At 73.7% G+C, this 21,791-nt stretch carries 19 protein-coding genes; 10 read left to right on the top strand and 9 right to left on the bottom strand.

Annotation, left to right across the window (positions count from 1 at the left end; translation table 11 throughout):
- Positions 1–8 precede the first annotated feature (8 nt).
- Complete coding sequence (locus HGCM_RS12855; RefSeq protein ID WP_019137243.1) at positions 9–1,874, bottom strand: glycoside hydrolase family 15 protein; 1,866 nt, start codon at positions 1,872–1,874, stop codon at positions 9–11.
- Positions 1,875–1,990: 116 nt separating this feature from the next.
- Here HGCM_RS12855 and uvrA point away from each other — a divergent pair, with 116 nt between their 5' ends.
- The gene (gene uvrA, locus HGCM_RS12850; RefSeq protein WP_040399108.1) at positions 1,991–4,852 is read left to right on the top strand and encodes an excinuclease ABC subunit UvrA; all 2,862 of its coding nucleotides are present in this window, start codon (positions 1,991–1,993) and stop codon (positions 4,850–4,852) included.
- Between the two features lie 12 nt (positions 4,853–4,864).
- Here uvrA and HGCM_RS12845 read toward each other — a convergent pair whose 3' ends face one another.
- From HGCM_RS12845 to HGCM_RS12835, 3 genes are read right to left on the bottom strand one after another with little or no spacing between them, the layout of a single operon-like run.
- Entirely contained in the window at positions 4,865–5,377 is a 513-nt protein-coding gene (locus HGCM_RS12845; RefSeq protein ID WP_019137241.1) for an OsmC family protein, read from the bottom strand.
- A gap of 9 nt (positions 5,378–5,386) precedes the next feature.
- Positions 5,387–6,712, bottom strand: a complete 1,326-nt coding sequence (locus HGCM_RS12840) for an MFS transporter (RefSeq protein ID WP_019137240.1) — start codon at positions 6,710–6,712, stop codon at positions 5,387–5,389.
- The gene (locus HGCM_RS12835; protein ID WP_019137239.1) at positions 6,709–7,290 is read right to left on the bottom strand and encodes a winged helix-turn-helix domain-containing protein; all 582 of its coding nucleotides are present in this window, start codon (positions 7,288–7,290) and stop codon (positions 6,709–6,711) included. The genes HGCM_RS12840 and HGCM_RS12835 overlap by 4 nt, the downstream gene beginning before the upstream one ends.
- A gap of 105 nt (positions 7,291–7,395) precedes the next feature.
- Between HGCM_RS12835 and uvrC the strand changes: the two genes are divergently transcribed.
- The 9 genes from uvrC to HGCM_RS12790 all read left to right on the top strand — a co-directional run bounded on the left by uvrC (position 7,396) and on the right by HGCM_RS12790 (position 16,581).
- A complete protein-coding gene (gene uvrC, locus HGCM_RS12830) occupies positions 7,396–9,411 on the top strand; it encodes an excinuclease ABC subunit UvrC (protein ID WP_019137238.1) in 2,016 nt (671 codons plus the stop codon).
- Positions 9,408–10,352 (top strand): RNase adapter RapZ, encoded by a 945-nt coding sequence (rapZ, locus tag HGCM_RS12825; RefSeq protein WP_019137237.1) that lies wholly within the window; start codon positions 9,408–9,410, stop codon positions 10,350–10,352. The genes uvrC and rapZ overlap by 4 nt, the downstream gene beginning before the upstream one ends.
- 5 nt (positions 10,353–10,357) lie before the next feature.
- On the top strand, positions 10,358–11,362 hold the full coding sequence (locus HGCM_RS12820) for a gluconeogenesis factor YvcK family protein (protein ID WP_019137236.1): 1,005 nt from the start codon (positions 10,358–10,360) through the stop codon (positions 11,360–11,362).
- A 52-nt stretch (positions 11,363–11,414) separates the two neighbouring features.
- Positions 11,415–12,395, top strand: a complete 981-nt coding sequence (gene whiA, locus HGCM_RS12815) for a DNA-binding protein WhiA (RefSeq protein WP_019137235.1) — start codon at positions 11,415–11,417, stop codon at positions 12,393–12,395.
- A 255-nt stretch (positions 12,396–12,650) separates the two neighbouring features.
- Positions 12,651–13,655, top strand: a complete 1,005-nt coding sequence (gene gap / locus HGCM_RS12810; protein WP_019137234.1) for a type I glyceraldehyde-3-phosphate dehydrogenase — start codon at positions 12,651–12,653, stop codon at positions 13,653–13,655.
- Positions 13,656–13,821: 166 nt separating this feature from the next.
- The gene (locus HGCM_RS12805) at positions 13,822–15,021 is read left to right on the top strand and encodes a phosphoglycerate kinase (RefSeq protein WP_019137233.1); all 1,200 of its coding nucleotides are present in this window, start codon (positions 13,822–13,824) and stop codon (positions 15,019–15,021) included.
- A gap of 3 nt (positions 15,022–15,024) precedes the next feature.
- Positions 15,025–15,819 carry a triose-phosphate isomerase gene (tpiA, locus tag HGCM_RS12800; RefSeq protein WP_019137232.1) on the top strand — a complete coding sequence of 265 codons (795 nt, stop codon included), beginning with the start codon at positions 15,025–15,027 and terminating at the stop codon, positions 15,817–15,819.
- Positions 15,820–15,973: 154 nt separating this feature from the next.
- A complete protein-coding gene (gene secG, locus HGCM_RS12795) occupies positions 15,974–16,222 on the top strand; it encodes a preprotein translocase subunit SecG (protein WP_019137231.1) in 249 nt (82 codons plus the stop codon).
- 11 nt (positions 16,223–16,233) lie between these two features.
- Positions 16,234–16,581: an RNA polymerase-binding protein RbpA gene (locus HGCM_RS12790; protein WP_040399107.1), complete on the top strand. Its 348-nt coding sequence runs from the start codon at positions 16,234–16,236 to the stop codon at positions 16,579–16,581.
- Between the two features lie 78 nt (positions 16,582–16,659).
- Here HGCM_RS12790 and HGCM_RS12785 read toward each other — a convergent pair whose 3' ends face one another.
- Genes HGCM_RS12785 through tal form a run of 5 tightly spaced genes read right to left on the bottom strand, consistent with a single transcriptional unit; the run spans position 16,660 to position 21,743 of the window.
- Complete coding sequence (locus HGCM_RS12785; protein WP_019137229.1) at positions 16,660–17,337, bottom strand: O-methyltransferase; 678 nt, start codon at positions 17,335–17,337, stop codon at positions 16,660–16,662.
- 14 nt (positions 17,338–17,351) lie between these two features.
- Positions 17,352–18,155, bottom strand: a complete 804-nt coding sequence (pgl, locus tag HGCM_RS12780; RefSeq protein WP_019137228.1) for a 6-phosphogluconolactonase — start codon at positions 18,153–18,155, stop codon at positions 17,352–17,354.
- Positions 18,152–19,072, bottom strand: coding sequence for a glucose-6-phosphate dehydrogenase assembly protein OpcA (locus HGCM_RS12775; RefSeq protein ID WP_019137227.1), 921 nt, complete (start codon positions 19,070–19,072; stop codon positions 18,152–18,154). Before HGCM_RS12775 ends, pgl begins: the two co-directional genes overlap by 4 nt.
- Positions 19,069–20,610 carry a glucose-6-phosphate dehydrogenase gene (zwf, locus tag HGCM_RS12770; RefSeq protein WP_019137226.1) on the bottom strand — a complete coding sequence of 514 codons (1,542 nt, stop codon included), beginning with the start codon at positions 20,608–20,610 and terminating at the stop codon, positions 19,069–19,071. The genes HGCM_RS12775 and zwf overlap by 4 nt, the downstream gene beginning before the upstream one ends.
- Positions 20,607–21,743, bottom strand: a complete 1,137-nt coding sequence (gene tal / locus HGCM_RS12765; RefSeq protein ID WP_019137225.1) for a transaldolase — start codon at positions 21,741–21,743, stop codon at positions 20,607–20,609. The genes zwf and tal overlap by 4 nt, the downstream gene beginning before the upstream one ends.
- Positions 21,744–21,791: the final 48 nt, after the last annotated feature.

Raw genomic sequence — 21,791 nt, 5'->3', positions numbered from 1 at the left:
CCGGCCGCTCAGGCGGACTCGGGGGCGACGAGGCCGCGGGCGACGTCGATGGCGTGCGCGGCGCGCACCAGCGCGAGGTGGGACAGCGCCTGGGGCATGTTGCCGGTCATCTCGCCCGTGCGCGGGTCGTACTGCTCGGCGAGCAGGCCGACGTCGTTCGTCACGGAGACGAGCGTGGCGAGGACCCGCTCGGCCTCGTCCACGTCCCCGAGGACCGCGAGCGCGTGCGCGAGCCAGCCGCTGCACGCGAGGAACGCGTGCTCGTGTCCGGCCACGCCGTCGTCCGTGACATCGCTGCGGTAGCGGAGCAGCAGACCGGGCGCGACCTCGAGCTCGGCGCGGATCGCGGCGACGGTGGAGGCGAGGCGCGGGTCGTCGGGCGGCAGGAAGCCGACGATCGCGACCTGCAGGAGAGCCGCGTCGGTGTGGGTGGCGCCCTCGTGCTGGACGAACGTGCCGCGCCGCTCGTCCCAGCCGGTGGCGAGCACGTCGGCGTGGATCGCGTCGCGGGCGGCGCGCCAGCGCTCCAACGGCGCCGGCAGGCCGTCCTGCTCCGCGGCCCGCACCGCACGGTCGACGGCCGCCCACGCCATGACCTTCGAGTGCGTGAAGCGCTGCGGCTCGCCGCGCACCTCCCAGATGCCGCGGTCCGGGTCCGTCCAGTGGGCGACGAGGTCGTCGACGAGGTGGCGCTGCAGGGACCAGGAGTCGCCGTCCTCGGCGAGGCCGGCGTTCCGGGCGAGGGCGAGCGCGCACATGACCTCGCCGAGGACGTCGTGCTGCACCTGCCCGACCGCGGCGTTGCCGACCCGCACCGGCTGCGACCCGCGGTACCCGGCCAGGTGGGCCAGCGTCCGCTCCGGTAGGTGCCGGCCGCCGTCGAGGCGGTACATGATCTGCAGGTCGCCCGGGTCGCCGGCGACCGCGCGCAGCAGCCAGTCCCGCCAGTGGTGCGCCTCGTCGCGGTAGCCGGACTCGACGAGCGCCTCGAGCGTCATCGCGGCGTCCCGCAGCCAGCAGAACCGGTAGTCCCAGTTGCGCTCGCCCCCGACGAGCTCGGGCAGGGACGTGGTGGGCGCCGCGACGATGCCACCCGTCTCCGCGTCGGTGAGCAGGCGCAGCACGAGCAGCGAGCGCACCGCGGCGGCGTGCTGGGTCCGCGGGCCGCCCTCGACGCCGGCCCACCGTCCCCACGCGTCTCGGGTCGCGTCGATGCGGTCCTCGACGAAGGCGTCGATGTGGCGGCGACGCGGCACGGGCCGCCACGAGGGGAACCACGTGAGGGCCAGCTCGACGCGCTCGCCCTCGTGCAGCGTGAAGCGGCCCTCGTGCCGGTGGTCGGTCGCCTCGGGCAGGACGTCGCCCCGCAGGACGAGCGCGTCCGGGCCGGCGATCGCGCGGATGGCGGGCTCGCCGTCCTCGTCGACGAGCCGGCTGACCCAGGGCTCGACCGCGCCGTACCCGAACCGGACGACCCACTCGTGCAGGACGTCGACCCGGCCCGCCGTGCAGACCACCTGGCGCACGAGGTCGCACCGCTCGTCGTCCACGGGCATCGTCTCGGTGACGACGGCGGTCCCGGTCGGCGCGACGTACGTCGTCTCGAGGACGAACGAGTCGTCCACGTACCGGCGGGTGACCTGCGTGGCGTCGGGCACCGTGAGCAGCCAGCGGCCGTTCCCGGCGTCGCCGAGCAGCGCGGCGAAGCACGCGTCGGAGTCGAAGTGCGGGACGCACATCCAGTCGACCGACCCGCGCAGCGAGACGAGCGCGGCGGTGCTGCCGTCGCCGAGCACGGCGTAGTCGGCGATGGGCGCGGGCCGGTCGGGGGTCGCGAGGGGCGTGGCACGGGGGGCGGGGGCGGAGGGGTTCATCGGGCCCCAGCATGACCGCCCGCGGGCCGGCGGGCACCCGCTCGCGCCGGCGCCGGCCGTTTCGCCCACGTCGAACAGATGTGCGACTGTCAGTCGCGGAACGTAGACTTCCGCGCGTGAACGATCGACTGGTGGTGCAGGGCGCCCGCGAGCACAACCTCCGCAACGTGGACCTCGACCTCCCCCGGGACCGGCTGATCGTCTTCACGGGGCTGTCGGGGTCGGGCAAGTCCTCGCTCGCGTTCGACACGATCTTCGCGGAGGGTCAGCGCCGCTACGTCGAGTCGCTCTCCGCGTACGCGCGCCAGTTCCTCGGCCAGATGGACAAGCCCGACGTCGACTTCATCGAGGGCCTGTCGCCCGCGGTGTCGATCGACCAGAAGTCGACGAACCGCAACCCGCGCTCGACGGTCGGCACCATCACCGAGGTCTACGACTACCTGCGCCTGCTCTTCGCCCGGGCCGGCACGCAGCACTGCCCGGTCTGCGGCGAGCGCGTGACGGCGCAGACCCCCCAGCAGATCGTCGACCGCCTGCTCGAGCTGCCCGAGGGCACCCGGTACCAGGTGCTCGCGCCCGTCGTGCGCGGCCGCAAGGGCGAGTACGCCGACCTGTTCCGCGAGCTGCAGACCAAGGGCTTCGCGCGGGCGCGCGTCGACGGCGAGGTCGTCCAGCTCGCCGAGCCGCCCGCGCTGGAGAAGAAGCTCAAGCACGACATCGAGGTCGTGGTCGACCGCCTCGTGGCGCGCGACGGGGTCAAGCAGCGCCTCACGGACTCGATCGAGACGGCGCTGGGCCTCGCCGGCGGCCTCGTCGTGATCGACCTCGTGGACGCGGACGCCGACGACCCCGGCCGCGAGCGGCGGTTCTCGGAGAACCGCGCGTGCCCCAACGACCACGAGCTCACGCTCGACGAGATCGAGCCGCGGACGTTCTCCTTCAACGCGCCGTACGGCGCCTGCCCCGAGTGCACGGGGATCGGCTCGCGGCTCGAGGTCGACCCCGAGCTGGTCGTCCCGGACGAGGAGCTCTCGCTCTCCGAGGGTGCGGTGGCGCCGTGGGCGCAGATGTCGGCCGAGTACTTCCAGCGCGTCCTGACGGCGCTCGCCGACGACATGGGCTTCTCGATGACGGCCCCGTGGCGGGCGCTGCCGCAGCGCGCGAAGAACGCGGTCCTGCACGGTCAGAACCACGAGGTGAAGGTCCGCTACCGCAACCGCTGGGGTCGGGAGCGCCAGTACTCGACCGGGTTCGAGGGGGTCCTGACCTTCCTCCAGCGCCGGCACCAGGAGACCGACTCGGACTGGAGCAAGGAGAAGTACGAGGCCTTCATGCGCGAGGTCCCGTGCCCCGTCTGCCAGGGCGCGCGGCTCAAGCCGGAGGTCCTCGCCGTCAAGGTGGGCGGCCGGTCGATCGCCGAGGTCTGCGAGCTGCCCATCCGCGAGGCCCGCGACTTCCTCGACGCGCTCGAGCTCGGCGAGCGCGAGCGGGCGATCGCCGCGCAGGTGCTGAAGGAGATCCAGGCGCGCCTGGGCTTCCTGCTGGACGTGGGCCTGGACTACCTGTCCCTCACGCGACCGGCGGGGACGCTCTCCGGTGGCGAGGCCCAGCGCATCCGCCTCGCGACGCAGATCGGGTCGGGGCTCGTCGGCGTCCTGTACGTGCTCGACGAGCCCTCGATCGGTCTGCACCAGCGCGACAACCGGCGCCTCATCGACACGCTCACGCGGCTGCGCGACCTGGGCAACACGCTGATCGTCGTCGAGCACGACGAGGACACCATCCGCACGGCCGACTGGATCGTCGACATCGGTCCGGGTGCGGGGGAGCACGGCGGCAAGGTCGTGCACTCCGGCGACCTCGAGGGCCTGCTCGCGTCCACCGAGTCGATCACGGGGGCGTACCTGTCCGGCAGGCGCTCGATCCCGATGCCGCAGGTGCGCCGGCCGGTCGACCGGTCACGGCAGCTCACGGTCCACGGGGCGCGCGAGCACAACCTGCGCAACGTCGACGTGTCCTTCCCGCTCGGCACGCTGACCGCGGTCACGGGCGTGTCGGGCTCGGGCAAGTCGACGCTCGTGAACTCCATCCTGTACACGGTGCTGGCGAACGAGCTGAACGGTGCGCGTCAGGTGCCGGGCCGCCACCGGCGCGTGACCGGGCTCGAGAACCTCGACAAGGTCGTGCACGTCGACCAGGGCCCGATCGGGCGCACGCCGCGGTCGAACCCCGCGACGTACACCGGCGTCTGGGACCACGTGCGCCGCCTGTTCGCCGAGACGACCGAAGCGAAGGTCCGCGGCTACACCCCTGGCCGGTTCTCGTTCAACGTCAAGGGCGGGCGCTGCGAGGCGTGCTCCGGCGACGGCACGATCAAGATCGAGATGAACTTCCTGCCGGACGTGTACGTGCCGTGCGAGGTCTGCCACGGCGCCCGCTACAACCGCGAGACGCTCGAGGTGCACTTCAAGGGCAAGACCGTGGCGGACGTGCTCGCGATGCCCATCGAGGAGGCGGCGGAGTTCTTCGCCGCCGTGCCGGCCATCTCCCGTCACCTCAGCACCCTGGTGGACGTCGGTCTCGGGTACGTGCGGCTCGGCCAGCCCGCGCCGACGCTCTCGGGCGGCGAGGCGCAGCGCGTGAAGCTCGCCTCGGAGCTGCAGCGCCGTTCGACCGGACGGACCGTCTACGTGCTCGACGAGCCGACGACGGGTCTGCACTTCGAGGACATCCGCAAGCTGCTCGGGGTCCTGCAGTCGCTCGTCGACAAGGGCAACTCCGTCATCGTGATCGAGCACAACCTCGACGTCATCAAGAACGCCGACTGGGTCGTCGACATGGGCCCGGAGGGCGGCTCCGGCGGCGGCACGGTCGTCGCGGAGGGCACGCCCGAGCACGTCGCGGGCGTCAAGGCGAGCCACACCGGCCGCTTCCTCGCGGAGGTGCTCGAGCCGGAGCGGGAGCGCGCGAGCGCCTGACGGACGGCGCCGTCAGGCGCCGGCGGCGGTCGTCTCGTGCAGCACCGGCACGGGCTCGACCCGCACCGGGAAGTTCACCGACCGGGCGATGAAGCAGTGCTCGTGCGCGGCGTGGTGGAGGTCGGCGAGGTGCTCGTCCGTGAGCGGCGAGCCGTCGGCGCGCACCGCGCCGCGCACCACCACCCGCGGGTGGAGCGTGACGTCGCGGAACTGGCCGTGGCCCGCCGCCTCGATGCGCATCGTGCCGGCCGCGGAGTCCGAGTAGCCGACGACGACGACCCCGGCGGCCGCCGCGAGGTGCAGGAACCACAGCATGTGGCACTGGCTGAGCGCGCCCACCAGCAGGTCCTCGGGGGACCAGCGTGACGCGTCGCCCCGGAACTGCGGGTCCGACGTGCCCGCGAGGGGCGGCTTGTCGCCGCCCGTCAGCACGTGGTCGCGGCCGTACGAGGTGTACGTCGCGGTCCCGACGCTGCCCGCGCCGGTCCAGGTCAGGTCCACCGAGTACGAGTGCAGGAGCGCCATCCGTCCACGCTAGCGGGCCGTCGCCGCGCCCGTCCCGGTGCGGACCGCGGGCGCGCCGGCCGCGTCGCCGCCGCGCTCAGCGCGGCGGGCGGGCAGGTAGAGCGGCGCCGCGGAGGCGAGCACGGCGCCGGCGACCACGAACGCCAGCGGCAGCGAGCGGGCTCCCGCGAGCGCCGTGAGCACCACGGAGCCCAGCGCGGCGGCGGGCTGCCCGACCATCGAGTTCAGCGAGAGCACGGTGGCCCGCTCGGACCCCGTGGCCCGCGCGTGCAGCAGCGTCATGTGCGCCGGCGACGACGCCCCGTGCACGGCGTAGCAAGCGAGGTACGCGGCGAGCACCCCGACGAGGCCGGTGGCGAGGCCGATGCCCACGACGGTGGCGCCCTGCAGGACGCGCAGCGCCATCGCGCACCGGGCGACGCCCCACCGCCGGCTGCACCACGGCAGCAGCGCCGCCCCGCCGGCGGAGACCAGCCACGCGGCGGCGGTCGCGGGACCCACCACGGCCGCCGCGCGCGCGTCGTCGGCGAGCAGGTCGGCCACGCGGACCGGGGTGAGGGTCTCGAACGCGACGATCCCGAAGCCCCAGGAGAGCTCGACCGCCACGAGGCACAGCAGCACGTGGTCCCGCCGCAGGAGGCCGAGGCCGCCGCGGACCGCGCCCGGCGCGGACCGGACCGCACGCGCGACCCCGCGGACGCCGGCGGCGGTGCGGCGCGGCTCGTGCATGAGGCAGGCGATCGCGACCAGGGACACCACCTGCAGCGCGAGCGCCACCGCGACGGGCAGGGCCAGCGCGTCGCGGTCGGCCACCGGGTGCCACGCGACGAGCGCCCCGCCGGCGAGCGCGCCGCCGCCGAGCGCGACGCCGAGCACGACGCCCTGGGCGCTCAGGCCTCGGTCGACGCGCGCCTGCGGGCCGTGCTCGAGCGCCGCGTCGACGAACCAGGCCTCGAGCGGCCCGCTGTCGAGCGCCCGGAAGACCCCCTGCAGCGCCCACCCGACGGCGAACGCCGCGAGCGTGTGCGCGGCCAGGATGACGCCTGTGGCGACGACGCCCACGGCTGCCGCCGCGAGCAGCACCCGCCGTCGGCCGAGCGTGTCCGCCAGGGCGCCGGTGGGGAGCTCGAGCGCGAGCACGAGGAGCCCCTGCATCGCGATCGCGACGCCGACGTCCGCCAGCGACAGCCCGCGGCCGAGCGGCAGCAGCAGCGTCACCGGCACGGTCAGGCCCACGGGCAGCCAGCGCAGCGCGGTGAGGACGAGGAAGACGCGGCGCAGCCGGCGCAGCGACGCCGGCGCGCCTGCGCGTGCGGGCGTCTCGGGGCCGGTCATCGCGCCGGACCGACCTCGGGCAGCGCGGTGACCGCGACGAACACCCGGCGCACGTCGTCCGCGTCGCTGGCCGGCCGGCCGCGGAACCGCTCGACGACCGCGGTGAGCTCCTCGACGAGCGCCGCGGTGCCCGCGGCGTCGAGCGCGAGCACCTCGTCCGACGTGCCGGCCGCGTCCTGCCAGGCCCGGTTGTGCTCGTGCTCGTGGGCGTACCAGAGGGCGGCCCGCTCCTCCAGCTGCTCCAGGTAGTGCAGCCGCAGCCAGGTGAGCGAGGCGCGCGCGTCGGGGGAGTCCTCGACGTCGCTCGCGAAGAACGAGTGCGACCGCGACGTCGGCCGCCACCACCGCTCGCGGCCGCGGCCCTCGCCCGTCTCCTCGACGAGGCCCACGGACGCGAGCCGCCGCAGGTGGTAGCTCGTCGCGCCGGTGTGGGTGCCGAGCCGCGCCGCCAGCGTGGTGGCCGTCGCGGGGCCGTCCACCCGCAGGGCGGTCAGCGCCCGCGCCCGCAGCGGGTGGGCGAGGACGCGGATCGCGTGCGCGTCCAGGCGGATGGTGCCCTGCGGCTCGGAGGTGCTCATGGCGCGAGTCAAGCATGCACAGAAGATGTGCACAACTGTTGTGCAACTGCCTCGCCATCCGGCCGCGGGGCCGGCCGCGTCGGTACGCCGACATAGGCTGGTGGCATGGCCGATCCCGCGACGTACCGCCCTGCCCCGGGGGAGATCCCGGACCAGCCGGGCGTCTACCGGTTCCGGGACGCGCACGGGCGCGTGATCTACGTCGGCAAGGCCAAGAGCCTGCGCCAGCGGCTCAACAGCTACTTCCAGGACCCGGCGAACCTGCACCCGCGGACGTTCACCATGGTGACCTCCGCCTCCTCGGTGGAGTGGACCGTGGTGCCGACCGAGGTCGCCGCCCTCGCGCTGGAGTACAGCTGGATCAAGGAGTTCGACCCGCGGTTCAACGTCAAGTACCGCGACGACAAGTCGTACCCGTACCTCGCGGTCACGATGGCAGACGAGTACCCCCGGATCCAGGTGATGCGCGGCGCCAAGCGCAAGGGGACGCGGTACTTCGGCCCCTACGCGCACGCGTGGGCGATCCGGGAGACCGTCGACCTGCTGCTGCGCGTGTTCCCCGTGCGCACCTGCTCCTCGGGCGTCTTCAAGCGCGCCCGCCAGCAGGGCCGGCCGTGCCTTCTCGGGTACATCGACAAGTGCTCGGCGCCGTGCGTCGGGCGGATCTCGCCCGACGACCACCACCAGCTCGCGCAGGACTTCTGCGACTTCATGGCGGGGGACACGGCGCGGTTCGTCCGCCGCCTCACCCAGCGCATGAGGGACGCGGCGGCCGACCTCGACTACGAGCGGGCCGCGCGCCTGCGCGACGACATCGCGACGCTGCAGCGCGCCATGGAGAAGAACGCGGTCGTGCTCCCGGACGGCACGGACGCCGACGTGTTCGCCCTGGCGGGGGACGAGCTCGAGGCGGCGGTGCAGGTGTTCCACGTGCGCGACGGGCGCATCCGCGGCCAGCGGGGCTGGGTCGTCGAGAAGGTCGAGGAGCTCGACGACGCGACGCTCGTCGAGCACCTGCTGCAGCAGGTCTACGGCGTGGACGACGAGCAGGCCGTGCCGCGGGAGATCCTGGTGCCCGTGCTGCCGCACGACGTCGAGCAGGTGGGCGCCTGGCTGACCGGGCTGCGCGGCTCGCGCGTCCAGGTCCGCGTGCCGCAGCGCGGCGACAAGCGGGCCCTGGCCGAGACGGTGCAGCGCAACGCGGAGCACGCGCTCGCGCTGCACCGCACCCGGCGGGCCGGGGACCTGACGACGCGCAGCCAGGCACTGCAGGAGATCCAGGAGGCGCTCGGCCTGGCCCAGTCGCCGCTGCGCATCGAGTGCTACGACGTCTCGCACAACCAGGGGACCTACCAGTCGGCGTCGATGGTCGTGTTCGAGGACGGCATGCCGCGCAAGAGCGAGTACCGCCTGTTCACGGTGCGCGGCTCGCACGGGGAGGGCGCCCGCGACGACACCGAGGCGATGCACGAGGTCATCACGCGCCGCTTCCGGCGCTACCTCGCCGAGCGCGAGCAGTCGCGCGACCCCGAGCTGGACGCGGGGGAGGACGAGGACGGCGTGCCGCTGCGGTCGGGGCCGATCGACGAGACGACGGGGCGACCCGTCCGGTTCGCGTACCCGCCCAACCTCGTCGTCGTCGACGGCGGGCCGCCTCAGGTCGCGGCGGCGGCCGCGGCGCTGGCGGAGCTCGGCATCGAGGACGTGGCGCTGGTGGGCCTCGCGAAGCGGCTCGAGGAGGTCTGGCTCCCCGACGACCCGTACCCCGTCATCCTGGAGCGCTCGTCCGAGGGCCTGTACATGCTCCAGCGGCTGCGCGACGAGGCGCACCGGTTCGCCATCCAGGCCCACCGGCGCCGCCGGAGCAAGGGCATGACGGCCTCGGTGCTCGACGACGTCGCCGGTCTCGGGCCCGCCCGCAAGGCGGCCCTGCTGCGCCACTTCGGGTCGGTGAAGCGGCTGCGCGCCGCCAGCGTGGAGGAGATCGCCAGCGTGCCCGGCATGGGTCAGCGCACCGCGGCGGCCGTGGTCGCGGCCCTGGCCCCGGCGCCGGAGCAGGCGGACGCGCCCGCCGCCGCCGCGCCCGGGAGCGCGAGCCCGGCTGGCATGCTGGACGCATGAGCGACGAGGTCTCCCCGATCACCGTCCCCACCGGCATCCCCGCGATCGAGGCCGCGACCGAGGGTCCGCGGCTGCAGCAGCCGCAGCTGATCGTCATCACCGGCATGTCCGGCGCCGGACGCACCCGCGCGGCCGCGGTCCTGGAGGACCTCGACTGGTACGTCGTCGACAACCTGCCCGCCCAGATGCTCGTCCACCTCGTCGGCATGCTGACGAGCGGCCCGGCGGGCACGCGCGCCGAGCGCGTCGCGGCGGTGGTGGACGTGCGCGCGCGCAGCTACTTCAACGACCTCGTGCACGTGCTCGACCAGCTGCGCGACGCGGGCATCGACCACCGGATCATCTTCCTCGACGCCTCGGACGAGGTCCTGGTGCGGCGGTTCGAGCAGGTGCGCCGCCCGCACCCGCTGCAGGGCGACGGCCGGATCCTCGACGGCATCGCCGAGGAGCGCGCGATCCTCGCGGACGTCCGCGAGCGCGCCGACACGGTGATCGACACCTCCGAGCTCAACGTGCACGACCTGGCGCGCGAGGTGCGCGCGACGGTCGCGGGCGACGAGGCCGACACGCTGCGGATCTCGCTGCTCTCGTTCGGCTTCAAGTACGGCATCCCGCTGGACGCCGACCACGTGGTCGACGTGCGGTTCCTCTCCAACCCGTACTGGATCACCGAGCTGCGCCACCTCACCGGCCGGGACGCGCCGGTGCGCGACTACGTCCTCGGGCTGCCGGGCGCCCGGGTGTTCGTCGACCGGTACGTCGACGCGCTCGAGCCCGTGCTCGCGGGCTACCTCGACGAGGAGAAGCGCTACGTGACCATCGCGGTGGGCTGCACCGGCGGCAAGCACCGCTCGGTCGCGGTCAGCGAGGCCATCGCGGCGCGGCTGCGCGACGCGGGGCACCGGGTCACCGTCTCGGCACGCGACCTCGGCAAGGAGTGAGCGCCGTGGGCCAGCCGACCGGCCCGGGCGCCCCACCGCCCTCGCCGGGCAGCCGCTCGCTCGCGCCGTCGGTCGTCGCGCTGGGCGGCGGCCACGGGCTGTCCGCGTCGTTGTCGGCGCTGCGGCTCATGACCGACCGGATCACCGCCGTCGTGACGGTGGCTGACGACGGCGGCTCGTCCGGCCGGCTGCGCGACGAGCTGGGCGTCCTGCCGCCCGGCGACCTGCGCATGGCCCTGGCCGCGCTGTGCGACGACTCCGACTGGGGCCGGACGTGGCGCGACGTGCTCCAGCACCGCTTCCGCACCGACGGCGACCTCGACCGGCACTCGGTCGGCAACCTGCTCATCGTCGCCCTCTGGGAGCTGCTGGGCGACCCGGTGGCCGGGCTGGACTGGGTCGGTCGCCTGCTCGGCGCGCGCGGGCGGGTGCTGCCGATGGCCGCGGTCCCGCTGGGCATCGAGGCGGACGTCCGGCGCGACGGCTCGACGGCCGTCGTGCAGGGGCAGAGCCACGTCGCCGTGTCGGTCGACATCGAGCGGGTGCGCCTGCAGCCGGCGGACCCGCCCGCGTGCCCGGAGGCCGTGGCGGCGGTGCGGGACGCCGAGTGGGTCGTCCTCGGCCCCGGGTCCTGGTACACGTCCGTGCTGCCGCACCTGCTCGTGCCGCAGCTGCGTGAGGCGCTCGTCACGACGAGCGCGCGGCGGATCGTCACGCTCAACCTCTCGCCCGAGGAGAACGGCGAGACGGCGGGCATGGCGGCGCACGCCTACCTCGACGTGCTGACGCGCTACGCGCCCGACCTGCGCGTCGACGCGGTCATCGCCGACCCCACCACCGTCGACGACGTCGACGCGCTGCTGACCAGCGCCGACGCCCTCGGAGCGCGCGTCCTGCTGCGCCAGGTCGGGCGCGGCGACGGCACGTCGCAGCACGACCCGCTGCGCCTCGCGGCGGCCTACCGCGACGTCGTCGAGGGCTTCCTGGGGGACGTCGGCCGGCGCGGATGATCGCCCCGCGGACCGGTCCCGCGCGGTGCGGCCGAATGGCAGGATGACGCCCATGGCTCTGACGGCACAGGTGAAGGACGAGCTCGCTCGTCTGAAGGTGGACAAGACCTCGTACCGCAAGGCCGAGGTCTCCGCGACGCTGCGGTTCGCCGGGGGCCTGCACATCATCTCGGGCCGGATCGTCATCGAGGCGGAGCTCGACACCGGCGCCGCCGCGCGCCGCCTGCGCACGGCGATCGCGGACGTCTACGGCCACGACAGCGAGATCATCGTCGTCTCGGGCGGCGGCCTGCGCCGGGGGAGCCACTATGTCGTGCGCGTCGTCAAGGACGGCGAGTCGCTGGCCCGCCAGACGGGCCTGCTCGACAACCGGGGCCGGCCGGTGCGAGGGCTTCCCCCGCAGGTGGTCTCGGCGGGCGTCGGCGAGGCGGAGGCGGCCTGGCGCGGGGCCTTCCTCGCCCACGGCTCGCTGACCGAGCCCGGTCGCTCGTCGTCCCTCGAGGTCACCTGCCCCGGTCCGGAGGCGGCGCTCGCGCTCGTCGGCGCCGCGCGGCGCCTCGGCGTGCAGTCGAAGGCGCGCGAGGTGCGCGGCGTGGACCGCGTCGTCATCCGCGACGGCGACGCGATCTCCGCGATGCTCACCCGGCTCGGCGCGCACCAGACGATGCTGGTCTGGGAGGAGCGGCGCGTGCGCCGGGAGGTGCGGGGCACCGCGAACCGGCTCGCCAACTTCGACGACGCGAACCTGCGCCGCTCCGCGCGGGCCGCCGTCGCCGCCGGCGCGCGGGTCGAGCGGGCCTTCGAGATCCTCGGCGACGACCTGCCCGCGCACCTGCGCGAGGCCGGCGAGCTGCGCCTGGCGCACAAGGACGCCTCGCTGGAGGAGCTCGGCCGCCTCGCCCAGCCCAACCTCACGAAGGACGCGGTCGCCGGGCGGATCCGGCGCCTCCTGGCGACGGCCGACAAGCGGGCCGCGGAGCTCGGGATCCCCGACACCGAGGCGGGTCTCTCCGCGGACCTGCTCGACCTCTGACGCCCGCCCGGACGCGCTCCGGCGGCGTTCCCGCGACCCCCGGTACCGGGCATCCCAGCACGTGGAACGGCTGTTCGCTCTAGGACCTCTGGACCGCGGGCGCAAGATCACGGGTATAGGCTCAAGCCATCCGAACGTCATGAGCGCGTCACGTGCTGACCACGTGGCGCGCCCGCGACGCCCGGACGCACAGCGGCGTGCGAACACCGTCATCAATGTGTGCGCCGACCCCGTCGGCGCTGCCGAGGAGGGCACGTGACCATCAAGGTCGGCATCAACGGCTTCGGCCGCATCGGCCGGAACTTCTACCGGGCCATCGTGGAGTCGGGCGCGGACATCGAGATCGTCGGTGTCAACGACCTCACCGACAACAAGACGCTGGCGCACCTGCTCAAGTACGACACGGTGCTGGGCCGGTTCCCGCTCTCGGTCGACTTCGACGACGACAACATCATCGTCGACGGCAAGAACATCCGTGCGCTGGCCGAGCGCGACCCGGCGAACCTCCCGTGGGCCGAGCTGGGCGCGGACATCGTCATCGAGTCCACCGGCTTCTTCACGGACGCGACCAAGGCGAAGGCGCACCTCGACGCCGGCGCGAAGAAGGTCATCATCTCGGCGCCCGCCAAGAACGAGGACGGCACGTTCGTCGTCGGCGTGAACCACGAGCAGTACGACGCGGCGACGCAGCACATCATCTCGAACGCGTCCTGCACGACGAACTGCCTCGCCCCGCTGGCGAAGGCGCTGAACGACTCGATCGGCATCGAGCGTGGCCTCATGACCACGATCCACGCCTACACGGGTGACCAGAACCTCCAGGACGGCCCGCACCGCGACCTGCGTCGTGCCCGCGCGGCCGCGCAGAACATCGTCCCGACCTCGACGGGCGCCGCCAAGGCGGTCGCCCTCGTGCTGCCCGAGCTCAAGGGCAAGCTCGACGGCTACGCGCTGCGCGTGCCGGTCATCACGGGCTCGGCGACGGACCTCACCTTCACCGCCTCCAAGGAGGTCACGGTGGACGAGGTCAACGCCGCGGTGAAGGCGGCGGCGGAGGGCCCGCTCAAGGGCGTCCTCGAGTACGTGGACGACGAGATCGTCTCGTCCGACATCGTGACGAACCCGCACCAGAGCATCTTCGACAGCAAGCTGACGAAGGTCATCGGCGACCAGGTCAAGGTCGTCTCCTGGTACGACAACGAGTGGGGCTACTCGAACAGCCTCGTCGCCCTGACGTCCTACGTGGGCGAGCGTCTCTGACGACCAGCCCGTCGACGTGATGCGTCCGCGTGCGCCCCGGCCACCGGCCCCGGCGCACGCGGACGTCGTCGTCTCCGGGCGGCCGTGGACACCACGGACGCCCCGTCGCACGACCCTGCAGGACCTCTTCCCCGGCGCCGTCGCCGGGACCGCTAGGTAGGAGACCATGAAGACCATCGAGGACCTCGGCGACCTGCGCGGCACGCGCGTGCTCGTCCGATCCGACTTCAACGTGCCGCTCGACGGCACGACGATCACCGACGACGGCCGCGTGCGCGCGGCCCTGCCGACGCTGCAGGCGCTGCTCGCCGCCGGCGCGCGCGTGGTCGTCGCCGCGCACCTCGGCCGCCCCAAGGGCGCGCCGGAGGACCGCTACTCCCTCGCGCCCGTCGCGGCCCGCCTCGGCGAGCTGCTCGGCCAGCCGGTCGCGCTCGCGCAGGACACCGTCGGCGAGTCCGCGAAGGAGACCGTCGCGGCGCTGCAGGACGGCGAGATCGCCCTGCTCGAGAACATCCGCTTCGACCCGCGCGAGACGTCGAAGGACGACGCGGAGCGCGCCTCGCTCGCCGCGGACCTCGCGCAGCTCGCCGACGTGTTCGTCTCGGACGGTTTCGGCGTCGTGCACCGCAAGCAGGCGTCCGTCTACGACGTCGCGCAGGCGCTGCCGCACGCCGTCGGCAAGCTCGTGCTGACCGAGGTCGAGTCGCTGCGCAAGGCGACCGAGGACCCGGCCCGCCCGTACGTCGTCGTCCTCGGCGGCTCGAAGGTGTCCGACAAGCTCGGCGTCATCTCGAACCTGCTGACGAAGGCGGACCGCCTCGTCATCGGCGGGGGCATGCTCTTCACGTTCCTCGCGGCCCAGGGCCACTCCGTGGGTGCCTCGCTGCTCGAGGAGGACCAGGTCGAGACGGTCAAGGGCTACCTCGCGCAGGCCGAGAAGGACGGCGTGGAGATCGTCCTGCCGGTCGACATCCGCGTGGGCGACGAGTTCAAGGCGGACACCCCGGTGGCCGTCGTGGCGGCGGACGCGATCCCGGACGGCAAGATCGGCCTCGACATCGGCCCCGAGTCGGAGCGGCTCTTCGCCTCCAAGATCACCGACGCGAAGACCGTGGTCTGGAACGGCCCGGCCGGCGTGTTCGAGTTCGAGGCGTTCGCGGGCGGCACGAAGGCCGTCGCGCAGGCGCTCGTCGACGCCGGCGCGAACGGCGCCTTCACGATCGTCGGCGGCGGCGACTCGGCAGCGGCCGTGCGCACGCTCGGCTTCGACGAGGCGAAGTTCGGCCACATCTCGACCGGCGGCGGTGCCAGCCTCGAGTTCCTCGAGGGCAAGACCCTCCCCGGCATCGCAGTTCTGGAGGACTGACCCGTGGCGAACCGCACCCCGCTCATGGCGGGCAACTGGAAGATGAACCTGGACCACCTCCAGGCGACGCACACGCTGCAGAAGCTCGCGTGGACGCTCAAGGACGGCAAGCACGACTTCGCGGCCGTCGAGGTCGCCGTGATCCCGCCGTTCACCGACCTGCGCAGCGTCCAGACGCTCGTCGACGCCGACAAGCTCGAGATCGTCTACGGCGCCCAGGACGTGTCGGCGCACGAGTCCGGTGCGTACACGGGTGAGATCTCGCCGGTGTTCCTCGCCAAGCTCGGCTGCACGTACGCGGTCGTCGGGCACAGCGAGCGCCGCGAGCACCACGGCGAGTCGGACGCGCTCGTCAACGCGAAGCTCAAGTCCGCGTTCGGGCAGGGACTGGTCCCGATCCTGTGCATCGGCGAGGACGTGGAGACGCGTCGCGCCGCCGCGCACGTCCAGCACACGCTGCTGCAGCTGGAGGGCGCGCTGGCCGACCTGACGGCCGAGCAGGTCGCCACGCTCGTCATCGCCTACGAGCCCGTCTGGGCCATCGGCACCGGCGAGACCGCGACGCCCGAGGACGCGCAGGAGATGGCCGCGGCCATCCGTGCCCGCCTGGTGGAGCTCTACGACCAGGCGACCGCGGACGCCACGCGCATCCTCTACGGCGGCTCGGTGAAGTCGTCGAACGTCGCGGCGATCATGGCGAAGGAGGACGTCGACGGCGCGCTCGTCGGCGGCGCCTCGCTCGACCCCGAGGAGTTCGCGAAGATCGCGCGGTACCAGTCGCACGCCGTCGGCCTGTGACCTTCCGCCCGGCCCGCTGAGCACCCGTCGCGGCCCGGCGCCCACCTCGCAGCGGTGGTCGCCGGGCCGCGACGCGCGCGCCGTGGTGGCTTCCGTGCCTCCGCGTCGCCTACCCTGTACCGCGATCCGCGTCCACCCGTGTGAGGAACGTCCTGTGACTGCTCTGAAGATCACCCTGCAGGTGCTGCTGGTGCTCACCAGCCTGCTCCTGATCCCGCTCGTGCTGCTGCACAAGGGCAAGGGTGGCGGCCTTTCCGACATGTTCGGCGGCGGCATCACGAGCAGCGCCGGCAGCTCGGGCGTCGCGGAGCGGAACCTGAACCGCATCACGGTGGGCGTCGCGCTGGTCTGGACCGCCGTCATCGTGCTGCTCGGGCTCGTCGAGCGCGTCTCGGCGGAGTGAGGGGCTGAATCGTGGCGAGCGGGAGCGCAATCCGAGGTTCCAGGGTCGGGGCCGGACCGATGGGGGAGGCGGAGCGCGGTGACGCCGCTCCGCGCATCTGGATCTCCTACTGGTGCGCCAACGGGCACGAGACGCGCCCGAGCTTCGCGGAGGAGGCGTCCGAGGAGGCCCCCGCCACGTGGGACTGCCCCCGCTGCGGCTTTCCCGCCGGGCAGGACCGGGAGAACCCGCCGGCGCCCGTGCGCAACGAGCCGTACAAGACGCACCTCGCGTACGTGAAGGAGCGCCGCTCCGACGAGGACGGCGCGGCCATCCTCGACGAGGCCCTTGCGGCCCTGCGCGCCCGCCGCGGCGGCTGAGCCGCCGCACCGACGTCCGCACGCCCCCGCCGTTCACCGGCGGGGGCGTGCGCGTCCCGGCGAAGGTGGACGCCCTCCTCAGGGGAGGACGCGCGCGAGCGCGAAGCCGTCCCAGCCCTTCGTGCCGACCGTCTGGACGACCGTCGTGTCGAGCCGGGGGTGGCCGGTGAGCAGCTCCACCATGCGGCGCACGCCCTGCACCCGCGGGTCCGGGTGCGCGGCGTCCACGACGGCGCCCTCGCGCACGACGTTGTCGACGACGATCAGCGCCCCCGGGCGCAGGAGCGCGAGGCAGCGCTCGACGTAGGGCGCCAGGTTCTCCTTGTCGGCGTCGACGAACGCCAGGTCGAACGGCTCCGTCCCGTCCTCGACCATCGCGTCGAGCGAGGCGAGGGCCGGCCCGACGACGACGTCGACCCGGTCGGCCACGCCGGCCCGCTCGAACGAGGAGCGGGCGACCGCGGCGTGGGCGGGGTCGAGTTCCAGGGTCGTCACCCGGCCGTCGGGGGGAAGCGCCCGTGCGAGCCAGAGGGTGGAGTACCCGCCGAGCGTGCCGATCTCGAGCACGCGGCGGGCGCCGGTGGCGGCCGCGAGCAGGTGGAGCAGCTTGCCCTGGTTCGGGGCGACGGCGATGTCGGGGAGCCCGCCCGCCTGCTGCGCGACGGCGGCGGCCCGCACGGCCTCGTCGGGCGCGACCAGCGCCTCGAAGTACCGGTCGACCGCGGTCCAGTCCCGTGCCCCGGGCGTCTCCTCCACGGTGCCTCCCTCGGTCAGCTCGTCGGTTCCGGGGTGCCGTCCGGCTCGCTCGTCGGGACGTCGCCGGTGGCGGCCACGTCGACGAGCCAGAGCGTGCGCTCGGTCCCGTGCACCCGCGCGGCCGGCGTGTCCGGGTCGTCGGCGAGGGCGCGCGCGACGGCGGCGGCCTTCTCCTCGCCGGCGGCGACGACCCAGACCTCGCGCGCCTGCGCGATCGCCTCGAACGTCAGCGAGACCCGGCGCGGCGGCGGCTTGGGCGACCCCTCGACGCCGACGGTCGGGCGCCCGACCGTGCCGAGCGCCTCGTGGCCGGGGAACAGCGAGGCGACGTGGCCGTCCGGCCCCATCCCGAGCAGCAGGACGTCGAACGCGGGCACCTCGGCGCCCGCCGCCGCGAAGGCGGCGAGCTCGCCGGCGTAGGCGTCGGCAGCGACGTCGGGGTCGGTGACGTCGTCGTCCTGCGCGGGGACCGGGTGGACGTTCCCGGTGGGCAGGGCCGCACCGAGCGCGTCCAGCAGGGCCTCGCGCGCCTGCGTCTCGTTGCGGTCAGGGTCGCCCGCGGGCACGAACCGCTCGTCGCCCCACCACACGTGGACCTGGGACCAGTCGACCGCCGCGTGCGCCGGGGACTGGGCGACGGCCTCAAGGGTCGCGATCCCGACGCTGCCGCCCGTCACGACGAGGTGCACGGGGGAGCGGTGCGACTGCACGTCGACGAGGCGGGTGAGCAGCCTGGCCGCCGTGGCGTGCGCGAGCGTGCCCGCGTCGGGGTGGACGAGCACGTCGCGGGAGACCGGGGGCATCGCGGCGCGGCTCACTGCGCGTCCAGGCGGGCCAGGCCCTTGCGGAGCACCTCGCCGTAGACCTCGTCGGGGTCCAGCCGTCGCAGCTCCTCGGTGAGGCACTCGCGCAGGCGGCGGATGGGGAGCGCGATCCGGTGCTCCGGCTGGCCGGGCTGGTGCAGCGCGGCGGTCTTGCCGTCCGGGCGGTCGAGCACGATGTCACCGCTGGCGCGCTCGAGCCGCACCTGCGTGATCGCCGGCGCGTCCGGGAACCGCTCGACCTGCACCGGGCAGCGCAGGGTCTGCGCGAACCACGCCGCGACCATGTCGACCGACGTGTGCGTGCTCTCCCCGGAGATGTACGCCTTGCGCACCGGCTCGAACGGCGGCTGGTCGAGCGTGGACGCGATGAGCCCCCGCCACAGCGTCGCGCGTGTCCACGACAGGTCCGTGTCGCCCTCGGCGTACACGCCCGCGAGCTGGCGCAGCGCCTTGCCGGGGTGCGCCGCCTGCGACGTGTCGGTGATCCGTCGCTGCGCCATGCGACCGAGCGGGTGCTCGGACGGCGCCGGGGGCGGCTCGAACGGCCACCACGCGACGATCGGCGCGTCCGGCAGCAGCAGCGGCATGACGAGGGTGTCGAGGTGCTTCATCACGGGCGCCGACGGGCGCAGGACGATGACCTCGCTCGCGCCGGCGTCGCCGCCGAGCCGGATCTGGGCGTCGATGCGCTCGGCCCGGCTCTCGGTGTCCTGGGCGACGACGATCACGCGGCACGGGTGCTCCCGGCTCGCGTCGTTCGCCGCCTCGATCGCGTGCTCGGGGTCGTGCGTGCCCGTGTCGACCAGCAGGGTCAGCACCCGGCCCAGGGCGACGGCGCCGCCCTCGTCCCGCTCGACCAGCAGCCGCTTCGCGACGTCCCGGGTCGTCGTGTCCTGCATGTCGATGATCACGGCATCCTCCAGGACCGGCCGTCACGCGCCATCATCTCGTCCGCCGACGGCGGCCCCCACGTCCCGGCGGGGTACTCGTCGGGCTTGCCCTTCGACGCCCAGTACGACGTGATCGGGTCGAGGATCTTCCAGGAGAGCTCGACCTCCTCGTTCTGCGGGAACAGCGGCGGGTCGCCGAGCAGCACGTCGAGGATCAGCCGCTCGTACGCCTCGGGGGACGCCTCGGTGAACGCGTGGCCGTAGCCGAAGTCCATCGTGACGTCGCGGACCTCCATCTGCGTGCCGGGCACCTTCGCGCCGAACCGCAGCGTGACGCCCTCGTCGGGCTGGACGCGGATGACGAGAGCGTTCTTGCCGAGCTCCTCCGTCGAGGTGGACTCGAACGGCAGGTGCGGCGCCCGCTTGAAGACGACCGCGATCTCCGTGACGCGCTTGCCCAGGCGCTTGCCGGTGCGCAGGTAGAACGGCACGCCCGCCCAGCGGCGGGTGTCGATGTCCACCCGGATGGCGGCGTACGTCTCCGTCGTGGAGCTCGGGTTGAAGCCCTCCTCCTGCGCGTAGCCGATGACCTTCTCGCCGGCCTGCCACCCCGCCGTGTACTGCCCGCGGGCGGTGTGCCGCCCGAGGTCGCGCGGCAGCCGCACGGCGGAGAGCACCTTCACCTTCTCGGCGCGCAGGTCGGAGGCGGAGAACGAGACCGGCTCCTCCATCGCGGTGAGCGCGAGCAGCTGGAGCAGGTGGTTCTGGATGACGTCGCGCGCCGCGCCGATGCCGTCGTAGTAGCCCGCGCGGCCGCCGATGCCGATGTCCTCGGCCATGGTGATCTGCACGTGGTCGACGTAGTTGGCGTTCCAGATGGGCTCGAACAGCTGGTTGGCGAACCGCAGCGCCAGCAGGTTCTGCACCGTCTCCTTGCCGAGGTAGTGGTCGATCCGGAAGATGTCGTCCGGGTGGAAGACGCTCGAGACGATCTCCTGCAGCTCCCGGGCGCTGGCGAGGTCGTGCCCGAACGGCTTCTCGATGACGACGCGCCGCCACGTGCCCTCCTGCGGCTGCGACAGGCCCGAGCGGGCGAGCTGCTTGCAGACGACCGGGAACGAGCTCGGCGGGATCGAGAGGTAGAACGCGTGGTTGCCCGCCGTGCCACGGCGGGTGTCGAGGTCCTCGACGGTCTCCCGCAGCCGGTCGAACGCGTCGTCGTCGTCGAAGGACCCCTGCACGAACCGGATGCCCTCGGAGAGCTGGCGCCACGTCGCCTCGCGGAACGGCGTGCGCGCGTGCTCCTTGACGGCGTCGTGGACGATCTCCGCGAAGTCCTGGTCCGCCCAGTCGCGGCGGGCGAACCCGGTGAGCGCGAACCCCGGCGGCAGCAGCCCCCTGTTCGTCAGGTCGTAGATCGCCGGCATGAGCTTCTTGCGCGCGAGGTCGCCGGTGACGCCGAAGATGACGAGCCCGCAGGGCCCGGCGATGCGGGGGAGCCGGCGGTCACGAGGATCGCGGAGGGGGTTGCTCCCCTCCGCCACCTTCGCGGGGCTCACCGGGCGGTCCCGGCGATGGCCTCGTCGGCGGACGAGAGCCCGTCGCGGACCGTCTCGACCAGCTGCGCCCAGCTCTTCTCGAACTTGTCGACGCCCTCGACCTCGAGCTGCTCCGTCACGTCGTCGATGCGGATGCCCAGCGCCCCGAGCCGTTCGAGCACCTCGCCGGCCTCCGCCTGCCGCCCGGTGACCGTGTCGGAGCCGTCGCCGCCGTGGTCGGCCACCGCGTCGAGCGTCGCCTCCGGCATCGTGTTGACGACGCCCGCGACGACGAGCTCGTCGACGTAGAGCGTGTCCGGGTACGCCTTGTCCTTCACGCCCGTCGACGCCCACAACGGACGCTGCGGGTGCGCCCCCGCGGCGGCGAGCGCCTTCCAGCGCTCGCTCGCGACGACCTCCTCGTAGACGCCGTACGCGAGCCGGGCGTTGGCGATCGCCGCCTTGCCGCGCAGCTCCGCCGCCTCGGGCGTGCCGATGCCGTCCAGCAGCGGGTCCACGGCCGCGTCGACGCGCGAGACGAAGAACGAGGCGACCGAGGCGATCGGGGCCAGCTCGTGCCCGTTGGCCTTCGCCTGCTCCAGGCCGGCCAGGAAGGCGTCGAGCACGGCGCGGTAGCGCTCGAGGGAGAAGATCAGCGTCACGTTGACGCTGATCCCCTCCGCCAGCACGGCGGTGATCGCCGGCAGGCCCTCGACCGTCGCGGGGATCTTGATGAAGACGTTCGGACGGTCGACCGTCGTCCACAGCGACCGGGCGGTCTCGATCGTCGCCTGCGTGTCCCGCGCCAGGCGCGGGTCCACCTCGATCGAGACGCGCCCGTCGACGCCGTCCGTGCGGTCGTAGACCGGCCGCAGCACGTCGGCCGCCTCGCGGACGTCGTCGGTCGTGATCGTGAACACGGCCTGGTCGACGTCCGCGCCGCGGGCGGCGAGCTCGCGCAGCCGCTCGTCGTACGCGTCGCCCTTGGCCAGGGCCGAGGCGAAGATCGTCGGGTTGGTCGTGACGCCCACGACGCCCTTCTCGACGAGCTGCGCGAGGTTGCCGGTGCGGAGCCGCTCACGGGACAGGTCGTCGAGCCAGACGGCGACGCCCGCCTCGACGAGCCGGCCCAGCGGGGTGGTGCTCGTGGTCATCGTGGTTCCCCTCCTACCCGGGCCGGGCTGGAGCCGGCCCGTCTCGAC

The sequence above is a fragment of the Cellulomonas massiliensis JC225 genome, from assembly GCF_000312005.1.
Lineage (GTDB): Bacteria > Actinomycetota > Actinomycetes > Actinomycetales > Cellulomonadaceae > Cellulomonas > Cellulomonas massiliensis.
The sequence above is the reverse complement of the archived record's forward strand: the minus strand, read 5'-3'. Positions and strand labels throughout refer to the sequence as shown.